Annotated in this window: 16 protein-coding genes; 15 read left to right on the top strand and 1 reads right to left on the bottom strand. The window is 46.0% G+C overall.

The window, feature by feature from the left end; genetic code table 11:
* Nucleotides 1-25: 25 nt before the first annotated feature.
* Nucleotides 26-667 carry a helix-turn-helix transcriptional regulator gene (locus NBH03_RS05605; RefSeq protein ID WP_117527122.1) on the bottom strand — a complete coding sequence of 214 codons (642 nt, stop codon included), beginning with the start codon at nucleotides 665-667 and terminating at the stop codon, nucleotides 26-28.
* A gap of 457 nt (nucleotides 668-1,124) precedes the next feature.
* On the opposite strand from NBH03_RS05605, the gene gltB reads away from it, so the two are divergent.
* The 15 genes from gltB (at nucleotide 1,125) to hemL (ending at nucleotide 22,276) form a co-directional block, all read left to right on the top strand.
* Nucleotides 1,125-5,663, top strand: coding sequence for a glutamate synthase large subunit (gene gltB / locus NBH03_RS05600; protein WP_250798001.1), 4,539 nt, complete (start codon nucleotides 1,125-1,127; stop codon nucleotides 5,661-5,663).
* 12 nt (nucleotides 5,664-5,675) lie between these two features.
* On the top strand, nucleotides 5,676-7,163 hold the full coding sequence (locus tag NBH03_RS05595; RefSeq protein ID WP_250797995.1) for a glutamate synthase subunit beta: 1,488 nt from the start codon (nucleotides 5,676-5,678) through the stop codon (nucleotides 7,161-7,163).
* Nucleotides 7,164-7,634: 471 nt separating this feature from the next.
* Complete coding sequence (locus tag NBH03_RS05590) at nucleotides 7,635-8,183, top strand: GNAT family N-acetyltransferase (RefSeq protein ID WP_227081727.1); 549 nt, start codon at nucleotides 7,635-7,637, stop codon at nucleotides 8,181-8,183.
* Nucleotides 8,184-8,387: 204 nt separating this feature from the next.
* Nucleotides 8,388-10,379 (top strand): sodium-translocating pyrophosphatase, encoded by a 1,992-nt coding sequence (locus tag NBH03_RS05585; protein WP_250797991.1) that lies wholly within the window; start codon nucleotides 8,388-8,390, stop codon nucleotides 10,377-10,379.
* A 205-nt stretch (nucleotides 10,380-10,584) separates the two neighbouring features.
* Nucleotides 10,585-11,106, top strand: a complete 522-nt coding sequence (locus tag NBH03_RS05580; protein ID WP_117527114.1) for a nitroreductase — start codon at nucleotides 10,585-10,587, stop codon at nucleotides 11,104-11,106.
* Nucleotides 11,107-11,128: 22 nt separating this feature from the next.
* A complete protein-coding gene (gene pepT / locus NBH03_RS05575) occupies nucleotides 11,129-12,361 on the top strand; it encodes a peptidase T (RefSeq protein ID WP_215690165.1) in 1,233 nt (410 codons plus the stop codon).
* 25 nt (nucleotides 12,362-12,386) lie between these two features.
* Nucleotides 12,387-12,605: a hypothetical protein gene (locus tag NBH03_RS05570; protein ID WP_015515332.1), complete on the top strand. Its 219-nt coding sequence runs from the start codon at nucleotides 12,387-12,389 to the stop codon at nucleotides 12,603-12,605.
* A 202-nt stretch (nucleotides 12,606-12,807) separates the two neighbouring features.
* The gene (locus NBH03_RS05565) at nucleotides 12,808-13,008 is read left to right on the top strand and encodes a cold-shock protein (protein WP_015515333.1); all 201 of its coding nucleotides are present in this window, start codon (nucleotides 12,808-12,810) and stop codon (nucleotides 13,006-13,008) included.
* Between the two features lie 284 nt (nucleotides 13,009-13,292).
* A complete protein-coding gene (locus NBH03_RS05560) occupies nucleotides 13,293-14,789 on the top strand; it encodes a methyltransferase domain-containing protein (protein WP_250797989.1) in 1,497 nt (498 codons plus the stop codon).
* Between the two features lie 4 nt (nucleotides 14,790-14,793).
* Nucleotides 14,794-15,585 (top strand): MerR family transcriptional regulator, encoded by a 792-nt coding sequence (locus NBH03_RS05555; RefSeq protein WP_250797984.1) that lies wholly within the window; start codon nucleotides 14,794-14,796, stop codon nucleotides 15,583-15,585.
* Between the two features lie 62 nt (nucleotides 15,586-15,647).
* Entirely contained in the window at nucleotides 15,648-16,892 is a 1,245-nt protein-coding gene (gene hemA / locus NBH03_RS05550) for a glutamyl-tRNA reductase (RefSeq protein WP_250797983.1), read from the top strand.
* The gene (locus NBH03_RS05545) at nucleotides 16,885-17,550 is read left to right on the top strand and encodes a precorrin-2 dehydrogenase/sirohydrochlorin ferrochelatase family protein (protein WP_250797981.1); all 666 of its coding nucleotides are present in this window, start codon (nucleotides 16,885-16,887) and stop codon (nucleotides 17,548-17,550) included. Before hemA ends, NBH03_RS05545 begins: the two co-directional genes overlap by 8 nt.
* Nucleotides 17,483-19,906: a uroporphyrinogen-III C-methyltransferase gene (gene cobA, locus NBH03_RS05540; protein ID WP_250797976.1), complete on the top strand. Its 2,424-nt coding sequence runs from the start codon at nucleotides 17,483-17,485 to the stop codon at nucleotides 19,904-19,906. The genes NBH03_RS05545 and cobA overlap by 68 nt, the downstream gene beginning before the upstream one ends.
* Nucleotides 19,907-20,000: 94 nt before the next feature.
* Nucleotides 20,001-20,987 carry a porphobilinogen synthase gene (hemB, locus tag NBH03_RS05535; protein WP_250797972.1) on the top strand — a complete coding sequence of 329 codons (987 nt, stop codon included), beginning with the start codon at nucleotides 20,001-20,003 and terminating at the stop codon, nucleotides 20,985-20,987.
* Nucleotides 20,987-22,276: a glutamate-1-semialdehyde 2,1-aminomutase gene (gene hemL, locus NBH03_RS05530; RefSeq protein ID WP_250797970.1), complete on the top strand. Its 1,290-nt coding sequence runs from the start codon at nucleotides 20,987-20,989 to the stop codon at nucleotides 22,274-22,276. Before hemB ends, hemL begins: the two co-directional genes overlap by 1 nt.
* Nucleotides 22,277-22,283 lie beyond the last annotated feature (7 nt).

The following is a 22,283-nucleotide window of genomic DNA, read 5'->3' as shown; positions in this document are numbered from 1 at the left end:
TAAAAGGACGGTGGAAGCCGTCCTTTTATTTGTTGACATCAATATAGCTGTAAAGTGTATATTTGGAGATGCCGAAAAAGTTTGAAATTTTGTCTCCGGATTTTGTAATGAGAAATGCACCGGCATCATTCAGAAATTGAATGGCGCGCACTTTATCATCCTTGGTCATCATGGCCACCGGTTTGCCGACCAGGGTAACAGACTGGCGAATCAGATCTTCCAGCAGATCATTCACATTCTGAGGGATACTTTCAGGTTCCTTCTTATCATCCTCATTAGCAACCAGGGATTTCAGCGCCTGTTCAGCCAGCAGCATGCTTGTAATATCGTAATTGATAGACAGAATACCGGTAATCTTCTGCTCTGTGTCATCATGAATATAGATTGTACTGGACTTCAAAATACGTCCATCGCCTGTTTTTGTCAGGTATGCCAGGTGATCTGTTGGAGCAGAACCCCGAGCTCCCATTGCCTTCATGGCTTCCAGAACAACGTGTGAAGGACCGTCTCCGACTGCACGATGCGTTACATGTCCGTTTTCAACAAGAACAACGGAATGTTCAATATCCGTAGATGTCAGGTCGTGGAGAACGACTTCGCAGTTATCACCAAACTGTTTGGCAAGCGCTTTCGCTAATTGCCTGAAAAATGGCAGATTGAGTGTCATAAAATTGTGTCTCCTTCCTGCAAATATGATTAAAATGCACAGTAATATTATAATAATATATCAATTTTTGTAAAAAATTTCAAGGAAAAAGACAAAAAAATTTTGGACAATAACAATTTTTTTGCAACAGTTCAGAAATTATTATGCCCGATACATTGAAGATACAATGATGTCTATATTGGAGACTTGGACATTGAATGATTTTGCGGAGAATCAAGAAACACTTTTTCATATGATGCGGGTATTTTTAAGCGGTATGAATGCATCACCACAAACTCTCAATTAAATAAAAATTACTTGAGAGTTTGCTGAAAAAGCTTGATATTGCCTATAAAATATGCTATCTTTTTTCATAGCAAAGGACAAAGGCGTCTACTACAGGCGTGGTTTGTCCTTTTTTTGTTACCATATTTTGGAAATGATAATTTTATACATAGAAGAAAGGTAGTGAGTGATAATGGAACAGCAGAAGAAACCGGCTTTATATGATCCGTCTTTTGAACATGATGCATGTGGTATCGGTGCAGTTGTGAATATTAAGGGTATCAAGACACATAAGACTGTTGAGAATGCACTGACCATCGTAGAAACACTGGAACATCGTGCAGGTAAGGATGCCGAGGGTAAGACCGGTGATGGTGTTGGTATTATGCTTCAGATTTCTCACAGATTTTTTAAGAAAGTGACTGAGGAACTGGGTTTTGATATTGGTGAAGAACGGGAATACGGTGTTGGTATGTTTTTCTTTCCACATGATGAGCTGAGAAAGAATCAGGCCAAGAAGATGTTTGAGATCATTGTGGCCAAGGAAGGTCTTGAATTTCTCGGATGGCGTACAGTACCGACGAATCCATCCGTACTGGGACAGAAAGCACTGGACAAGATGCCATACATTATGCAGGGCTTTGTGAAGAAACCTGCAGATGTGGCCAAGGGCATTGATTTTGACCGTAAGCTGTACATTGCAAGACGTGTTTTTGAACAGAGTAATGATAATACTTATGTTTGTTCTTTATCCAGCCGTACTATTGTCTATAAAGGTATGTTCCTGGTAGGCGAGCTGAGAAAGTTCTTTGATGATCTTCAGGATGAGGATTATGAATCAGCCATTGCAACGGTACATTCACGTTTCAGTACGAATACGAATCCAAGCTGGATGCGTGCGCATCCAAACCGTTTGATCGTTCATAACGGCGAGATCAATACAATCCGCGGCAATGCAGATACCATGTTGGCCCGTGAGGAAACGATGTCTTCCGGTGCACTGAAGGGTGAGATGCATAAGGTACTGCCGGTGATCAATTCTTCAGGTTCTGATTCCGCGATGCTGGACAATACATTGGAATTTCTGATGATGAGCGGTATGCCGCTGCCGAAGGCTGTCATGATCACAATCCCTGAACCATGGGAGAATGACAAGAGCATGAGCCAGACAAAGAGAGATTTCTATCAGTACTATGCAACGATGCTGGAGCCATGGGATGGCCCTGCTTCTATTGTCTTTTCAGATGGTGATCTTCTTGGTGCGGTGCTTGACCGAAACGGTCTGCGTCCGTCCAGATATTATGTGACAGATGATGATTACATGATTCTGTCTTCAGAAGTTGGTGCACTGCCTGTACCGGAAGAACATATTGTTTTAAAGGATCGTCTGCGTCCGGGAAAGATGCTGCTGGTAGATACTGTTCAGGGCCGTTTGATCTCTGATGATGAGTTGAAGGAAACATATGCCCAGAGCCAGCCTTATGGTGAATGGGTGGATGCCAACCTTGTTAAGCTTGAAGATCTGAAGATCCCAAATGAACGTGTGCCGGAATATACAAGGGATGAACGTATCAGACTGCAGAAGGCATTTGGCTATACATATGAAGAGTTAAAGGATACTATCCTTCCGATGGCAAAGAATGGTGCAGAGCCAATTGCTGCCATGGGTGTGGATACACCGCTTTCTGTTCTGAGCAATCAGCCGAAGCCACTGTTTTCTTATTTTAAACAAATGTTTGCACAGGTAACCAATCCGCCGATTGATGCCATCCGTGAGGAAATTGTGACATCTACAACGGTTTATATCGGACCGGACGGCAATCTTCTGGAAGAAGAAGCAGAAAACTGCAAGATGGTACAGATCCACAATCCGATTCTGACGAACACAGATCTGCTGAAGATCAAATCCATGAATATAGAAGGATTCAAAGTAGCGACAATTCCGATCACTTACTATGTCAATACACCCCTTGAACGTGCATTGGATCATCTGTTTGTGGAAGTAGACAGAGCTTACAGAGACGGTGTAAATATTCTGATCCTTTCCGACAGAGGCATCGATGAGAACCATGTAGCGATTCCTTCCCTGCTGGCTGTATCTGCCCTTGAGCATTATCTTGTCAGAACAAAGAAGAGAACAGCGGTTGCTGTGATCCTTGAGAGTGCAGAGCCAAGAGAAGTGCATCATTTTGCAACGCTGCTGGGTTATGGTGCCTGCGCCATCAACCCATATCTGGCTCAGGAATCCATCAAAGAACTGATCGATCTGCATATGCTTGACAAGGATTATTATGCAGCTGTCAGTGATTACAATTCAGCGGTTCTTCACGGTATTGTCAAGATTGCTTCCAAAATGGGTATTTCAACGATCCAGTCTTATCAGGGCTCTCAGATCTTTGAAGCCATTGGTATCAGCAAAGAAGTCATTGATACATATTTTACGAATACAGTCAGCCGTATCGGCGGCATAACATTAAAAGACATTGAGCGCGATATGAATACATGGCATATGCGTGCATTTGATCCGCTGGGGTTGGATGTGGATCTGTCTCTGGACAGCATCGGTGGTCATAAGATGCGAAGCGGCAAAGAGGAACATCTTTATAATGCAAGAACCATTCATCTGCTTCAGGAATCCACAAAACGCGGAGATTATGAGATGTTTAAAGAGTATTCTCATAATATTAATGAAGAAACACGCCTGATGAACCTGAGAGGTCTTCTGGAGTTCAAGTTTGATGAAGAAGGCGGTATTCCGATTGAAAAAGTAGAGAGTGTGGATGAGATTGTGAAGCGCTTCAAGACAGGTGCCATGTCCTATGGCTCCATTTCTCAGGAAGCTCATGAGACACTGGCTATTGCCATGAATATGATCCACGGTAAATCCAATTCCGGTGAAGGTGGTGAGAGTCTTGAACGTCTTACCATCGGACCGGATGGACTTAACCGGTGTTCTGCTATCAAACAGGTAGCTTCGGGTCGTTTTGGTGTGACTTCCAGATACCTTGTCAGTGCCAACGAGATCCAGATTAAAATGGCTCAGGGTGCAAAACCGGGTGAAGGCGGTCATCTTCCGGGCGGAAAAGTTTATCCGTGGATTGCAAAGACAAGACTTTCCACACCGGGTGTGGCGTTGATCTCACCACCGCCGCATCATGATATTTATTCCATCGAGGATCTGGCACAGTTGATCTACGATTTAAAGAATGCGAATCGTTCGGCAAGAATTTCTGTCAAACTGGTATCTGAGGCTGGTGTCGGTACTGTTGCAGCCGGTGTTGCCAAAGCAGGTGCACAGGTTATCCTGATCTCCGGTTATGACGGCGGCACAGGTGCAGCACCTCGAACATCTATCCACAATGCAGGTCTTCCTTGGGAGATTGGCCTGGCAGAAACACATCAGACACTGATCATGAACGGTCTTCGTTCAAGAGTCCGTCTTGAAACGGATGGTAAGCTGATGACAGGTCGTGATGTAGCAATGGCAGCGATCCTTGGTGCAGAGGAATTTGGTTTTGCTACAGCGCCCCTTGTGACAATGGGATGCGTCATGATGCGTGTATGTAATCTGGATACATGTCCGGTGGGTATTGCTACACAGAACCCTGAACTGCGCAAGCGTTTCAGAGGTAAGCCGGAATATGTGGTCAACTTTATGAAATTTGTTGCCCAGGAACTGCGTGAGATCATGGCAAAACTGGGTGTGCATAACCTGGATGAATTAGTGGGACGTTCTGATCTGATCAAAGTCAGAGAAGATGTGGATCCTCAGATCTACGGTAAACTGGATCTTTCAGCCATTGTTGAGAATCCGTATCTGCATGAAGAAAAACATCTGTTTATGCCGGAGGATGTCTATGATTTTGGTCTTCAGAAGACCATTGATGAGAAAGTCTTCCTGAAAGAATTCAAGTCTGCACTGGCAGGCAAGAAGAAAAAGAAGATTGAGATTAATGTACGCAATATAGATCGTACACTGGGAACAATTTTCGGGTCCGAGATCACCAAGAAGTATGGCGATACATTGCCGGAAGATCAGTACACGGTGAAGTGCAACGGCAGCGGCGGACAGAGCTTTGGTGCCTTCATTCCTAAGGGACTGACACTGGAACTGTGCGGCGACAGCAATGATTATTTCGGCAAAGGTCTTTCAGGGGGCAAACTGGTGCTTTATCCACCAAAGAATATTAAGTTTGAGTCCAATGAAAATATCATCGTCGGTAATGTTGCCCTTTACGGTGCCACAAGCGGCAAGGCTTATATCAGCGGTGTGGCAGGTGAACGTTTCTGCGTTCGTAATTCAGGTGCAACAGCAGTTGTTGAAGGCGTCGGCGATCATGGCTGTGAATATATGACAGGCGGCCGTGTGGTTGTTCTCGGACGCACAGGCAAGAATTTTGCAGCCGGTATGAGCGGCGGTATTGCCTATGTTCTGGATGAAAACAGAGATTTATATAAACGTGTCAATAAAGAATTAGTTTCCATTGATACGGTGACATCCAAATATGATGTTATGGAGCTGAGAGATATGATCCAGGCGCATGTGGATAATACAGGTTCTGCCATTGGCAAAGAGATTCTTGACAACTTCTCTGAATATCTGCCGAAGTTCAAGAAGATCATACCGCATGATTACAGTCATATGCAGACAGCCATTGTCCATATGGAAGAAAAAGGTCTGACATTTGACCAGGCACAGATTGAAGCATTTTACGCAAGCAAGAGAGGATAGGAGGGGATAACAATGGGAAAACCAACCGGATTTTTAGAATATGAGAGAGAAACAGGGGGTGTCATTTCACCTGAGGAACGTATTCAGAATTTTAACGAATTCCATATCCCTCTGAGCAGTGAAATGCAGCAGAAGCAGGGCGCAAGATGTATGGACTGCGGTGTACCGTTTTGTCAGTCTGGTATGATGATCGGCGGTATGGTATCGGGCTGTCCGCTGAATAACCTTGTACCGGAATGGAATGATCTGATTTATAACGGCAACTGGGAACAGGCATGGCGTCGTCTGATGAAGACAAACAGCTTTCCTGAATTCACATCACGTGTCTGCCCGGCTTTGTGCGAGGCAGCGTGTACTTGCAATTTAAACGGAGCCCCGGTTTCTGTTAAGGAAAATGAACATGGTATTATTGAATACGGTTATGAACATGGCTTGATGAAGGCAGATCCACCGAAGGTAAGAACCGGCAAGCGAATCGCAGTTGTGGGTTCCGGCCCTTCCGGACTGGCAGCCGCAGATCAGCTGAACAAACGTGGCCATCAGGTGACAGTTTTCGAGAGAAGTGACCGTGTGGGCGGACTTTTGATGTACGGTATTCCGAATATGAAACTGGACAAAGCGGTCATCGAACGCCGTATTAACATTATGAAAGAAGAAGGCATTGAATTCGTAACAGGTGCGGATATCGGCAATAATTATAAGGCTTCCAGACTGCTCAAAGAATATGACAGCGTGATCCTGGCCTGTGGTGCATCGAATCCGAGAGATATCAATGTGCCGGGGCGTGAAGCAAAAGGTATCTATTTTGCCGTTGACTTCCTGAAGAAGACAACAAAGAGTCTTTTGGATTCAAATTTTGAGGACGGCAATTTCATTTCTGCCAAAGGTAAAAATGTGCTTGTTATCGGCGGCGGTGATACAGGCAATGACTGTGTGGGCACATCTATTCGTCTGGGGGCTCAGAATGTCATTCAGCTGGAAATGATGCCGAAAGCGCCGGATCAGCGTGCAGAGAGCAATCCATGGCCGGAATGGCCGAAAATCTGCAAGACAGATTACGGCCAGGAGGAAGCCATTGCATTATATGGTCATGATCCTCGAATTTATGAGACAACGGTGAAATCCTTTATCGCCAATGATAATGGTGAAGTCTGTGCTGCAGAATTAGTGAAACTGTCATGGCAGAAAGACCCTGAGTCAGGACGTATGGTGATGCATGAAATCGAAGGCAGCAATGAGATTATTCCAGTCGATCTGGTGCTTATTGCAGCAGGTTTCCTTGGCAGTCAGAGTTATGTTACAGATGCTTTTGGTGTAGAGGTGGACGGCAGAACCAATGTCAAAACAGAACCGGGCCATTATCATACAAGCGAAGAGAAAGTCTATGTGGCCGGAGATATGCATAGAGGACAGTCACTGGTTGTATGGGCGATCAGAGAAGGTAGAGAGGCTGCAAAATGTGTGGACATTAATCTGATGGGGTATACAAACCTTGATTAGTCGATACGCAGATTGACGAAAGATTGACGGCGTGCAATCAGATGCATAATAGAGGAACCCTAAACGGGCACATTCATGTACAGGCATACTCGCGTTGCCTGGTCTACGTGCTACTTCGGTCGGTGCTAACGAAAATCCACTGGACTTTCAGCACCGTTGGCAGCGGTACATAAGATGCTAAAGGACAGCATCTAAGTACCGGCCACGTCAGAAGCACCTGTACATGAATGTGCCCGTTTAGGTTCCATTTTGTTGTTTTTTGATGCACGCCTGTTTTATTGGCCGACAAAAAAAGTTTTGACTAAAATCAAATGGTTCGTATGATTTATTTTGAGGTGTAGGGCTGTTTTTATTTAATGATGGCATATTTTTATATATGTGGACATGGATGGCTTTTGGATAAGAGGTATGGTAGAATAATTGATAGTACAGATATTTTGAGGAAGTTGGAGAGAAGATAGGAGTATAGGCATGACTTTTGAAAAAACAGTTACATTAAAGGATGGCAGAAACTGCCTTTTGAGAAATGGCGTTACCAGTGATGGTAAGGCAGTTCTGGATGTTTTTAATCGGACTCATGAGGAGACGGATTATCTGCTGACTTATTCGGATGAGAATTGTTTTACGGCTTCTCAGGAAGCAGATTTTCTGCAGAGGAAAACGGATAGTACGAATACTGTTGAGATTATTGCGATTGTGGATGGTGTTGTTGCTGGGACTGCAGGGATTGATGCTTTGGGAATGCGGGATAAAATCAAGCATCGTGCGGTTTTTGGCATTGCCATTACAAAGGAGTTCTGGGGACTGGGCATCGGAAAGTATCTGATGGAGGCATGCATTGAGTGTGCCAGAGAAGCTGGGTATCTTCAGCTGGAACTGGAAGTTGTTGCTGAGAATGAGAGGGCAGTTGAAATGTACAGGAGAGCAGGATTCATTGAATATGGAAGAAATCCGAAGGCTTTTCGTCTGAGAACAGGGGAATATCAGGAATTGATTGACATGCGTCTGGAATTAAAATAAAACGAATCTTGATATTTCCATGTTAAAAAAGCAACGATATTTGCAAATTTTTAATACTTTTTTATAATAATTTAATGGTAATGGTTGACTTTCCAAAAAAAATCGGATAATATTTAAGGCATGACTAGTATGCAGATTGTATGATTACATCTGCATAATTTATGCTCAAAATTAAACGTTTAAGAAAGAGAAAGGAGTTTAATTATGAATCTCATGTATGTCGCAGTTATCTGCGCACTCATCGGTCTGGTATTCGCTTTTGTTTTGACAAAGAGAGTTAATACCGTTGATGCTGGTACAGACCGTATGAAAGAAATCGCTTCTGCTATCGCAGAAGGTGCAAGAGCATTCCTTTTTGCTGAATACAGAATTCTTGCAATCTTTATCGTAGTGCTCTTCGTTGTTCTTTGCTTCTTAAGAAATCCACTTACAGCAGTTTGCTTCCTTTGCGGTGCTGTTCTTTCTATCATCGCCGGTTATTGTGGTATGACAGTAGCTACTAAGGCGAATGTCAGAACAGCCAATGCAGCAAGAACAAGTGGTATGAACAAAGCACTTAATGTTGCATTCTCCGGTGGTGCCGTTATGGGTATGTGTGTTGCAGGCCTTGGTCTTCTTGGTGTAGCTGGTCTGTATGTAATCACAGGTGATGCAGATGTTCTTTTCGGTTTCTCCCTTGGTGCATCTTCTATCGCTCTTTTTGCCCGTGTTGGTGGTGGTATTTATACAAAAGCTGCTGACGTTGGTGCTGACCTTGTAGGTAAGGTAGAAGCTGGTATCCCTGAGGATGATCCGCGTAACCCTGCTACAATCGCCGATAATGTAGGTGATAACGTAGGTGACGTTGCCGGTATGGGTGCTGACCTTTTTGAGTCTTATGCAGGTTCTCTTATTTCTGCTATCACTCTTGGTCTTGCAGGTTCTTTCGGTGCGATCACACTGGATACAGCGAAAGCTGCAATCTTCCCTGCAATCTTATCTGCTCTGGGTATCGTTGCTTCTGTTATCGGTACATTCATGGTACAGGGTAAAGAAGGCGGTAACCCACAGAAAGCCCTCAACAGAGGTGAATATACAGCTGATGCCATTGTTGTTATCGGTGCCATTGCATTGTCTGTATATTATCTTGGTTCTATCATGCCTGCTGTTGCTATCATCGCTGGTCTGATCGTTGGTCTGATCATCGGTATTATCACAGAGGTTTATACATCCGGTGATTACGGCTCAGTTAAGAAGATTGCTGAACAGTCTGAAACTGGTGCTGCTACAACAATTATTTCCGGTCTTGCTGTAGGTATGCAGTCCACAGCTATTCCGCTTGTACTGATCTGTGTAGGTATCTTTGTTGCTTACAAGTGCTGCGGTCTTTACGGTATCGCACTTGCAGCTGTAGGTATGCTTTCTACAACAGGTATCACAGTTGCTGTTGATGCTTATGGTCCTATCGCTGATAATGCCGGTGGTATCGCAGAAATGTCTTACCTTGATGAGTCCGTTCGTGAAATCACAGACTCCCTTGATGCTGTAGGTAACACAACAGCTGCTATGGGTAAAGGTTTCGCTATCGGTTCTGCTGCACTGACAGCTATGGCACTTTTCATGTCCTACGCTCAGCAGGTTAACCTTTCAGCAATCAACATTCTTTCTTATACAACAATTATCGGTCTTCTGATCGGTGGTATGCTGCCATTCCTTTTCTCAGCTTTCACAATGGAATCTGTATCTAAGGCTGCATATTCTATGATCGAGGAAGTTCGTAGACAGTTCAGAGAGATTCCTGGTATCATGGAAGGTAAGAGCAAACCTGATTATACAAAGTGTGTAGATATTTCTACAAAGGCTGCTCTTCGTGAAATGATTATTCCTGGCGTTATGGCAGTTGTTGCTCCAATCATCATTGGTTTCCTTCTTGGTACAGAAGCTGTAGGCGGTATGCTTGCAGGTTCCCTTGTAACAGGTGTTATGATGGCGATCTTCATGTCCAACGCAGGTGGTGCTTGGGATAATGCTAAGAAATACATTGAGAACGGCAATCACGGCGGCAAGGGTTCTGAAGCTCATAAAGCTGCAGTTGTTGGTGATACAGTCGGTGACCCATTCAAGGATACATCAGGCCCTGCTATCAACATCCTGATCAAACTGATGACAATCGTTGCATTAGTATTCTCTTCAGTATTTATCGGTATTCTTAACTAATTATGAATCATCACTACATAGAATCTATGTAGACAACATAAAAGCGGTATCGTTCATTTGAACGGTATCGCTTTTTTTTGTTTTTTGGTGTATACTTAATAACAGCGGCCCGGAGATTTGGATGAACACTATGTCTGCGGAGCAGACCCGGGTTTCATATGAAAATGCACGGGTAAATCTTGAATTATCATGGAGGTTCTATCAAATGAGCGAAGTTATTAATAATATGAAGACAAGAAGAAGTATCAGAAAATATAAACCGGATATGATTCCGGAGGATGTGCTCAATCGGATTATCGAAGCGGGCACCTATGCAGCAACGGGTATGGGCAAGCAGTCACCTATCATTATTGCGGTGACGAATAAAGAAATCCGTGACAAGTTTTCGAAGATGAATGCAGAGATCATGGGTGTGGATTCTGATCCATTTTATGGTGCACCGGTTGTGCTGATTGTTCTGGCAGATAAAGCAAGACCAACCTATGTTTATGACGGCAGTCTGGTGATGGGCAATCTCATGCTTGCTGCTCATGCAGAAGGCATTGGCAGCTGCTGGATTCACAGAGCCAAAGAGGAATTTGAATCCGCAGAAGGCAAGGCCTTCTTAAAGTCACTTGGTATTGAAGGCGATTATGAAGGTATTGGCCACTGTGTGCTGGGATATACAGATGGAGAAGAGCCAAAAGCCATGCCTAGAAAAGAGAATTACGTTTACTGCGTGAAATAAAAAGGAAGCGGGGAAATAGAGAATGAGAGCTTATGAACGTTTATTAAATTATGTCGTTGTCCACACAGCCAGTGATGAATTCAGTGAGACAACACCAACCACCCAGCGTCAGTTTGATCTGGCGAACATGCTGGTTCCTGAAATGAAGGCACTTGGCATTGAAGATGCACGTGTCAGTGATTTATGCTGTGTGTACGGCACACTGCCGGCAACACTGGGATATGAGGATGCGCCGGCCATCGGTCTGATTGCCCATCTGGATACAGTGCCGGATTTCTGTGGTGAGCATGTGAAGCCGAGAATTATTGAGAATTATGACGGTGGGGACGTCGTACTGGGAGACAGCGGAAGAACACTGAGCCCGGCACAATTTCCACATCTGCCGTCTTTAAAGGGCAGAACACTGATTGTAACAGATGGTACAACAGTGCTTGGTGCGGATGACAAAGCCGGTATTGCGGAGATCATGACAGTTGTTGAACATCTGATCAAAGAAAACATTCCGCACGGCAAGATCTGTATTGCTTTTACACCGGATGAAGAAGTGGGAAGCGGTGCCTCAGCCCTTGATCTGGATGCGTTTGGTGCGGATTATGCCTATACCATCGACGGCGGCGAAGAAGGCGAAATCACCTATGAGAATTTCAATGCCTGTGCAGCAAAATTTGTGATCAACGGTTTCAATGTCCATCCGGGAAGTGCCAAAGATACGATGATCAATGCACTGAACGTGGCATGGGAGCTGCATCAGATGCTGCCGGCAGCGGACAGACCGGAACATACGGAAGACTATGAAGGCTTCTATCATCTGACAGATATGAGCGGTAATGTAGAAAAGGCCGAGATGCAGTATATTGTCAGAGATCATGATCTGGCGGCCTTTGAACTGCGCAAAAAAGAACTGCAGCATATCCAGACTGTCTTAAATGGCCGTTATGGTGAAGGCACTGTGGAACTGACCATTACAGAGCAGTACCGCAATATGTCCGAGAAGATTCTGCCGCATTTCCATCTGATCGAGAATGCGAAAGCAGCTGCTGAGGAAATTGGCCTGAAACCGCTGATCGTGCCTGTCAGAGGCGGTACAGACGGTGCACAGCTCAGTTTCAGGGGACTGCCTTGTCCGGATATCGGTACAGGTGGTTATGCTTATCATGGTCCTTATGAGCATATTACAGCAGAGGGCATGGATCTGTCTGTTGATCTGATTCTCGGCGTTTTGAAGCGCTACGCATCTTTTAAGGCTGGTGAATAAGTTGAAACAGGAAGTTTCATTTCGAATGGAAAGACCGGATCTTCTGAAGGCCGGTGATGAAGTGGAGATGAGCGAATCCAAGCTGAACACTCTGGCAGGCACCATGTATTATTATACAATTGAACCGGCACTGGCCATGAGCGACAATATTCCGGCACTTCGGAGACTGACAAGCCTGCATGCCACAGTCAAGGAAGTCAAGTATGAAAACAGTGTCTATACGGTGGTTGCATATTGTGAGTAGACCGACCGGAATGCTGTTTTGGGAATGTGTCGGACCATTGAAGAAAATGGCGAAAAAAGGGCATTTCTGCGATATTTTTAAGCCTTTTGGTATTCAAGAATATAGGAAATCCTTTGACTTTTGAGGTTAAGTATGGTATGCTGAACATGCTGCAAGAATAACCTGCAGTAAGACCCATTTTTAATTTTTGGAGGACTTTGGAATGAACAAAGGTACAGTAAAGTGGTTCAACAATCAGAAGGGATTCGGTTTTATTTCCGATGAGCAGGGCAATGATGTATTCGTACATTATTCAGGCATCCAGTCCAATGGCTTTAAGTCACTGGAAGAAGGTCAGGAAGTAGAATTCGAAGTCATCGAAGGCCAGAAGGGACCACAGGCAGTGAATGTCGTTAAGTTATAATCCTTCATGCAGTGTGCCTTTTCTAAGATATATTATATTGATTACGAAGTTTGTATTTTTTATTTTAAATGTTAGAATAAGCAGTTGTTTAGAGCGATTATCAGAGAGGGCTATCCGGTTGGATAGCCCTTTTTGTAATGATGCACAGGCAGATTCGCTGAGATGGGCGAAAACATTTGTGCAGCGCAGGGGTGCATCCATTCTGTATTGACTTTTTTTGAAACTCCATATATGATGATAAGAGGAATTTAAGCGATATTTTAAGATGAAAAAGAGAGGATTAAATGTTTAGAAATTATCTTGATAAAATAGAACGTGATGAGGATGTGCGTAAGAATCTGATCGAGCTGCGCAAACTTTTAAAAACAGAACCCGGCAGTGCAGCCTGGCAGCGTGATCGCCAGAGATGCCTGTCTCTGATGCTGAAGCTTTTGAAGCATGAAGATGCCAAAGTCAGGAAGAATGCGGCATTGATTCTTGGCGAGATGGGATGTCAGGATGCATTGGATGCCCTGTTTTATGCTTATGAATGCGAGGAGAAGCTTTTTGTAAAGAGTGCTTATCTGACAGCCATGAGTCAGTTGGATTACAGGACGTATTTAAACGCTTTCAGGGAGCGGATGGAAGAACTGATGCAGATGGAGATGACGCCGGAGAATCAGAAGCATCTGAATGAGGAATTGAAGCTTTTAAGGGATATGCTGTTGATTGTGGAGAAGCCGGTGAAACATACATTTACAGGCTATTCGGTGCCTTCAGAGATGATTTTGCTGACCAGTCCCGGGATGGAGCAGCTGACCATTGATGTGATGCCGAGAAATGTGAGAGATGCGGCCAAGGCAATGAGAGGCGGTGTGCGTATTCTGGCAGAACGTCCGGGAGAACTTTTCGGTATCCGTACAGTGAAGGGCTTTATGTTCCGCTTCTGTGCCAATCCGTTGAAGGCAACAGACTATCAGGCTGTTGCGGCGGCAATTCAGGATGCCGGACTGACGGACTATCTGAAGAAGCGCCATGAAGGTGACGGACCCTTTTATTTCAGAATTGATCTGCGGACGAAGCTGGTTTTGAATGAAAAGAGTCAGTATGTGAAGCGTCTGGGGGCAGAACTGGAACGCTTGTCCGGACATCATCTGCAGAATTCCGCGTCCAATTATGAATGTGAGCTGCGGATCACAGAGAATAAGCAGGGACAGTACAGTGTTTATTTGATTTTACATACGATAGCAGACAGTCGGTTCAGCTATCGCCGCAATGCTATTGCCACATCGATGCACCCGGTGAAAGCAGCGGAAGTTGTTTCAATTGCCTCTGAATATCTGGCGGATGATGCGGATGTGTTGGATCCATTCTGTGGTACGGCGACGCTTTTGATCGAGCGGTATCGTAAGAGGAAGGCTGCACATCTCTATGGTGTGGATATTTTTGGAGAGGCGATTGACGGAGCCAGAGAAAATGCAAGTCTGGCGAATGTACCGTCTTACTTTATTAACAAGGATTTTGCGGAGTTTTCCCATAGTTATACTTTTGATGAGGTATTGACAGAACTGCCGGCGGGAAGTGACAAGATGACGCCGGATGTTCTCTTTACATTATATAAGAACTTTGTCAGAAAGCTGAACACATGGATGACACCAGGGGGATATGTTATCGTTGTCACAACGGAGAAAGAATGGCTTTTATCTCTGGCAGCAAAGTCGGGATATCTCAAAGAAGAGAAAGAGTGGGCACTTTCCGGCAAAAAAACGCAGTACGTGGTTGTTTTAAGATACAGAGGTTAATGTGATGACCCGGCTTTATTCAATTGGTGACGTTCATGAGATGACTGGGCTTTCAGTATCGGCACTGCGCTATTATGCCGATATGAAGGTTGTCTGTCCTGTCAGGATCGATAGACAGACGGGGTACCGCTATTATGATTTTGATGATATCCAGAGACTCAAAACCGTCGGATATCTCAAGAAGGCGGGATTTTCCCTGGCGGAGATCACGGTTGTGATGGAGGCTGCTTCGGAGGAAGAACGACGGTTGCTGATGTCGGAGCGAATGGAACAGACGCAAAAGCAAATGAAGCGTCTGAAAGAACGAATGTCTATGATGGAGTGGTTGACGAGCCAGAACCCGGCACCGGAGGCGGGGCACGAGAGCTACAGGATCCATCAGAAGCAGATGGATTCTCGAAGAGTTTGGATGACAGAAACGGCGAAGCCATGTGATGTAGAGGATTTCTATCGGCAGACAGGTGTGCTGATGACTGAGGAAATGGCAGATTTTCAGAAAATGCGCGGTTACTTATTGGAAGAAACTGCATTTATGGAGGGAAAAAAGCTGGCCATTGAAGGCAGCTTTATCTCAGGCGGAGATTGTGTTTCTGCTGAGAAGAACCAGTCTATCCTGCCGAAGGGCAATTATATCTGTATGACTACGGCCATTTTCAGGGAGGATAAGTGGATTCGCGCCCTTTCACGGTATTTTACGGAAAAGGACATGCGTCCAAGGATCATCCTGGCTGTTTTAAAGCACAAAGATTTTTATAACTGGAGGCATTCTCTGTACGAAGTGCAGATACTGGTATAACAGGCAGCGAATTATTTTTATTTGCGGCATGCCGGGCAGCTTTGTTACAGAGAGATAAATTAATGAATATACAATTAATAGGCATTAGCCACAAAACAGCGCCTGTACAGATACGGGCTCTGTTTGCGTTTACAGATGAAAATAAAAAAGAACTGATGACGCGTATCTGTACGCAGAAGGAAATTCGGGAATGTGTACTGCTCTCAACCTGCAACCGGACAGAGTTGTATACCGTCAGCGAAGAAAATATTTCTGTGCGCAGCGTGATGGCTGCAATGCAGCGGATCATGCTTGATATGGCCGGAATCGGTGATGCAGGCGAGGTGTCGGAGCATTTGCGGTTTTATCAGGGAACACAGGCGGTGCGCCATTTGTTTTATGTGGCGGCGGGGCTGGATTCAATGGTTTTGGGTGAGGATCAGATCCTCGGTCAGGTGAAAGAAGCCCACAGGACAGCTATGGAGGATGGTTTCAGCGGAACATGGTGTAACAGCCTTTTTCGGATGGCAGTGACAGCGGCCAAGAAAGTCAAGACAGAGACGAAGCTTTCAGGCATTTCTGTTTCAACGGCTACATTGGCGGTGAAAGCGGCGGAAATGTATTTTGGAAGCCTGGAGAATAGAAAGATACTGGTTATTGGTGCCACTGGTAAAATCGGACAGATTATGATGAAAAATATTGCTGCGGATCATCATGTACAGCTATATGCTGCTTCCAGACAGCTGAAATCGGGAGAAAAAGCGGTTCTGGGAACGGATACTCTGTCGGATGGCCATGGAACGAGACATCAGCAGACAGAAGAATATGTGCAGATTGCCTATGCAGACCGTTATCGACTGGCCAACGAGATGGATGTGATTATCAGTGCCACAGCCAGTCCGCATTACACATTGACGAAAGAGGGATGGCAGTCTGGCGTTATTCAAAAGCGCAGAAGAATTCTCATTGACATGGCAGTTCCTATGGATATTGAGGCGGGCATTGAAGACGAGGAGAACAGCCTTTGTCATCTGGATGAGCTGACAAGTCTGTCTGAGAAGAATCAGCATCTGCGTTTTGAAGCGGCTGACAGGGCCCGGGAGATGTTGGAGGAGGATATTGATGATTTCAGGCGTTGGGCTTTGTTTCAACAGAATCGGCCTTTGATGGCTGCATTTAGGGAACACTTGCTGGAAGATATGTTGTCAGATCCGGAAAAGGGACTTAACAAATTCTTTTACCGGGCCAGAGAAGCGGCGGAGCCGGAACAGCTGGAAATGTTTTTCGAGGTTTTGAGACGGTCTGAGGAGGAACGGGGAAATGGCTGATTTTCCGTTGTTTATCAAAATGGATGGCCGAAAAGTCATGGTTATCGGCGGCGGTTCGGTGGCGCTTCGGAAGATACGGATTTTAACGGATTACGGTGCAGATATCAGGATTATTTCGGGAGAAGTACGGGATGAATTAAAGATGCTGGCTGAGGCGGGCAGGCTTGAATGGCAGAAAGAAAATCTGACGGAAAAGCACCTGTCTGAGTTGGATGAAGCTTTTCTTGTGATCTGTGCATCGAATGATGAGACGGTGAATGTGATGGCAGCGGATTATTGCCAGATGCGGCATATACTGGTGGATTGTGCCAATCCGGGGGAGGTCTCGGATTGTGTGTTTCCATCGGTGGTCAGACGGGGCAATGTGGTCATTGGTATCAGTACATCCGGCGGTGTGCCTGCACTGACCAGATATTTGCGGGAGAAAATCGAAGCATTGATACCGGAATGGTACGGTGAACTGGAAATAGAGCTTCGCCAGAAGCGCAGAGAGTTGAAAATGTCCGGGCTCGGTCAGTCAGACAGAAAAAAATATCTGAGACAGTGGATTGCAAAAGAAGAGAAAATCAGAGAGGAGGGCAAGGGTCAATATGAAAATCGGAACGAGGAAGAGCCGTCTGGCTATGGTGCAGACGGAAATGGCGGCGGAGGCCATTAAGAAGGTTTTTCCATCCATAGAGATAGAGATTGCCGGATTTGAGACAAAGGGTGATCTGCATCTGGATAAATCCCTGTCAGCTTTCGGCAGCAAAGGAGCTTTTACAAAGGAGCTTGAAGGGGCTATGATGGATGGCCGGATCGATCTGGCCGTTCATAGTGCCAAGGATCTTCCTGTCGAATTGCCGGAAGGACTGACAGTGGGAGCTGTGCTTAAAAGAGGTGACAGCCGGGATGTATGGGTGAGTCTCCGAAAGGAATTTTCTGAAATTGAGGCATGTCGGGGAAAAGTGATTGTGGGAACCGGCAGTCTCAGACGGGCACTTCAGATACGTCAAATGTGTAACGGCGTAGAGATCAGAGACATCCGGGGCAATGTGCCCACCAGGCTGAAAAAGCTGTCAGAGGAGCTGTTTGATGGGATTATTCTGGCTGCAGCCGGTTTAAAACGGCTGGGATACCTGTCGGATGCCTGTAATGAGACAGGTTGTTTTGAGGCGGAAGAACAGACATTTTTTTATGAAATCCTGTCTAAGGAGCAATTTCTTCCGGCAGCAGGTCAGGGAATCATTGCACTTGAAACAAGACAGAAGGACTGTGAGGACTGCATGCAGGCCATTCATGATGAGGATACCTGGCAGATGTTTCTGACAGAGCGCAGCTTTCTGAGAGCCATTGGCGGCGGCTGCAATGAGGCAGCGGCGGTGGATGTCAGGATGGATGGACAGAAGGTATCTGTGCGGGCTAGATATGCAGGGGATGGCCTCCATATGAAAGAAAAGACGGTGACAGGTACACGATGCGGTAATATAGAAGAAGACCGCAAACTGGCAGTTTCACTGGGAGAACAGATAGCGGCAAGGCTTCAGAGCGGCAAGGTTTATCTGATCGGAGCCGGACCGGGGGATACAGGGCTGATCACTATGAAAGGTATAGAAGCACTGAAAGAAGCCGATGTGGTTGTCTATGACCATCTGGCGTCGGCATCTCTTTTAAATGAGACGAAGGATGCAGCTGAGTGGATCGATGCAGGCAAGTTCGCAGGAAACCACAGGATGAAACAGTCAGAAATTGAACAGCTGCTGATCGAAAAAGCGATGGCAGGTCATGTTGTTGCCAGATTGAAGGGCGGAGATCCGTTTATATTTGGCCGGGGCGGTGAAGAAGCACTGGCACTGACGGCAGCAGGCATTGACTATGAAGTGATACCTGGGGTGTCATCGGCCTACAGTGCACCGGCTTATGCGGGCATCCCCATCACCCACCGGGGAAAAGCATCGTCTTTTCATGTGATCACCGGTCATGAGGATCCGACAAAAGAAAATAGTTCGCTGGATTATGAGATTTTGGCCAGAGAGGAAGGCACTCTTGTTTTTCTTATGGGGCTTTCAAAACTGCACCAGATTAGTGAGCGGTTGATAGCCAATGGCAAAGATGCCCATACCCCGGCGGCGGTGATTGCATCGGGAACAACAGCCAGACAGCGCTGTGTAACGGGGGAACTCGGCAGAATTGCTGCGATATCAGAAAAAGCGGACATTCAGCCTCCGGCGATCCTGGTTGTGGGGGATGTGGTCAATCTGAAGGGAGCGGTTGACTGGCAGCAGCCAGGGCCTCTTTCAGGCAGGAAAATCCTTGTAACAGCCACAGAAATCATTGCACGACCGCTGGCAGAGTACATCAGACGGCTTGGCGGAGAACCGGTGGTGATGAGCCTGATCGGTGTCAAGGGGCAGGAGATGAGCAGTATAAAGGCGGTTCTGACCTCTCCGGGAAAACGCTGGCTTGTATTTACCAGCAGAAACGGTGTACGATTCTTTTTTGAGCAGATGAAAAAGGAGCAGGTGGATATCAGAAGTCTTGGAGACAGCAGGATTGCGGTCATGGGTGCCGGAACCCGCAAAGAACTGGAGAATTGGGGCTGTTATGCGGATCTGGTGCCGGAACAGTCATGTAGTGAATCACTGGCAAAAGCCCTGTGTGCGCATGCTGAACCGGATGAAGCCATCTGTCTGTTTAGGGCCGAAGAGGCTTCAGATGTTCTGACAAAGAGGCTGCGGGAAAAACAGTACCGTGTGGTGGACATTCCGACGTACCGCACAGAGATCATGTGGAAAAAGCGGGAACTTTTAAGGGAAATGTTGGAAGATGTGGATGCGGTAACTTTCTGTAGTGCATCAGCGGTCAGTGCCTTTGTACAAATGACAGAGAGACATGACTTGGTGGCAAAGACAATCTGTATCGGACCGGTGACAGCGCAAGCTGCCAAAAAAGCGGGGCTTCATATAGATAAAGTAGCAGAACAATACGATTTGGAAGGATTGACAGAAGCACTTTGTGCTATACTGGCTCAGTAAGCAATAAGCAGACTTTAGCAAGCCGCGGGAATGCAGTTGCGTGTTCGGTGCCTGATAGGTATCGGATAGTGAAATAAAATGAGGTGATTAAAAGATGAATTTAACCAGAAGACCAAGACGTTTAAGAAGAACCGCACAGATTCGTAATCTGGTGCATGATGTAGATGTCAGATGTGATGATCTGATCTATCCTGTTTTTGTGACAGAGGGCGAGAATGTACAGTCACCGATTGAATCTATGCCGGGAATTTACCATTATTCCCTGGACAGACTGGCTATTCATTTGAAAGAAGTGTGGGAGAAAGGTGTGCGTGCCGTTATCTTTTTCGGGGTGCCGGATCATAAGGATGCCTGCGGAAGCGGTGCTTACGACCCGGATGGGATTGTACAGCGTGCCTTGAGAATGACAAAGAAACTTTATCCGGAGATGATCTGTATTGCGGATATCTGCCTTTGCGAATACACCGACCATGGTCACTGCGGCGTCATTAAAGACGGGGAAGTATTGAATGACGAGACCCTGGAACTTTTGTCAAAGGCGGCTGTCAGCTGTGCCGCAGCAGGTGCAGATATTGTGGCACCTTCGGATATGATGGATGGCAGAATCGGTCATATGCGTCATACACTGGATGCGGCCGGTTATGCACATACATTGATCATGGCCTACAGTGTCAAGTATGCGTCTGCTTTTTACGGCCCATTCAGAGAGGCGGCAGATTCTGCACCGGCCTTTGGTGACAGAAAAAGTTACCAGATGGATTTCAGAAACCGCAGGGAGGCCCTTCTGGAGACTGAACTGGACATGGAGGAAGGTGCTGATATTATTATGGTGAAACCGGCACTGGCTTACCTGGATATTGTCCGAACCGTCAGTGAAGCTTTTGATCTGCCGTTATGTACCTACAGTGTCAGCGGTGAATATGCCATGATGAAAGCAGCAGCCATGAATGGCTGGATTGATGAAAAGCGCGTGGTGATGGAGAGCATGATCGCTATGAAACGTGCCGGGGCAAAGATGATTATTACGTATTATGCACCGCAGATTGCAGAGTGGCTGCGGGAAGAAGAGGGACAGAGATAATGAGGAGTCAGAAAATATTTGAAAAAGCCTGTGAACTGATGCCGGGAGGTGTCAACAGTCCTGTGAGAGCCTATAGAGCAGTTGGGATGACGCCGCCCTTTATATTCAGGGCAAAAGGGGCTTATATCTATGATGTGGAAGGTCATCAGTATGTGGATTATGTCGGCTCATGGGGACCGATGATTCTTGGTCATGCCAAGGATGAGGTGGTGAAGGCGGTGACAGCTGCAGCCATCAAAGGCACCAGTTTTGGGGCACCGACTAATGGGGAAGTAGAGCTGGCAGAGCTGATCCGAACCGCAGTCCCTTCCATGGAAATGATGCGTATGGTCAATTCGGGTACAGAGGCGGTGATGAGTGCCATCCGTGCTGCAAGAGGTTATACAGGCAGGGATTATATTGTGAAATTTGAAGGCTGTTATCATGGCCATTCGGATGGCTTGCTAGTGAAAGCCGGTTCAGGGCTTCTGACAGAGAATGTACCGGACAGCGCCGGTGTGCCTAAGGCTTTCACAGATACAACGCTGATCGCCAGATATAATGATCTGGACAGTGTCAGAAAACTATTTGAACAGTACGGGGACAAGATCGCAGCATTGATCGTGGAGCCAGTGGCAGCCAATATGGGTGTTGTACCGCCGGAAAATGGCTTTCTTCAGGGGCTACGTGATATCACAAAGCAATACGGCGCCGTACTGATTTTTGATGAAGTTATTACCGGTTTTCGTCTGGCTCTTGGCGGTGCCCAGTCCTATTACGGTGTCACACCGGATATGACTACCTTCGGTAAGATTGTCGGCGGCGGTATGCCGATGGCTGTTTACGGCGGCCTCAGAGAGATTATGGATTGTGTATCACCGATAGGGACGGTTTATCAGGCCGGCACCCTTTCTGGCAATCCGGTGGCAGTGGCAGCGGGAACAGCGATGTTGAAATTATTGATGGAAGATAGGGCTGTGTATGAGCGCCTGGAAGAAAAATCCGCAGGAATTGAGCATGCTTTTAAGTCTGCTGTGGAAAAATATCATGTAAAGGCTCAGGTCAACAGAGTCGGCTCACTGATGAGCATTTTCTTTACAGATAAACCGGTGAAGAGCTTTGATGATGTCCGGACATCAAATCTGGCACAGTTTACACAGTATTTTAGAGTGATGAAAGCGCAGGGCATGTATATTGCACCGTCTCAGTATGAAGCTTTTTTTGTCAATGATGCTTTGTCAGAAGCGGATTTGCAAAAGACAGAAAGTGCCATTGATGCAGCTTTGTCTCAGTCATTTGATCAATGCTGATTATCAG

Source organism: Coprococcus intestinalis, from assembly GCF_023656595.1.
Lineage (GTDB): Bacteria > Bacillota > Clostridia > Lachnospirales > Lachnospiraceae > Coprococcus_A > Coprococcus_A intestinihominis.
Note: the sequence above shows the minus strand (reverse complement) of the source record. Positions and strands in the feature narration are given on the sequence as shown.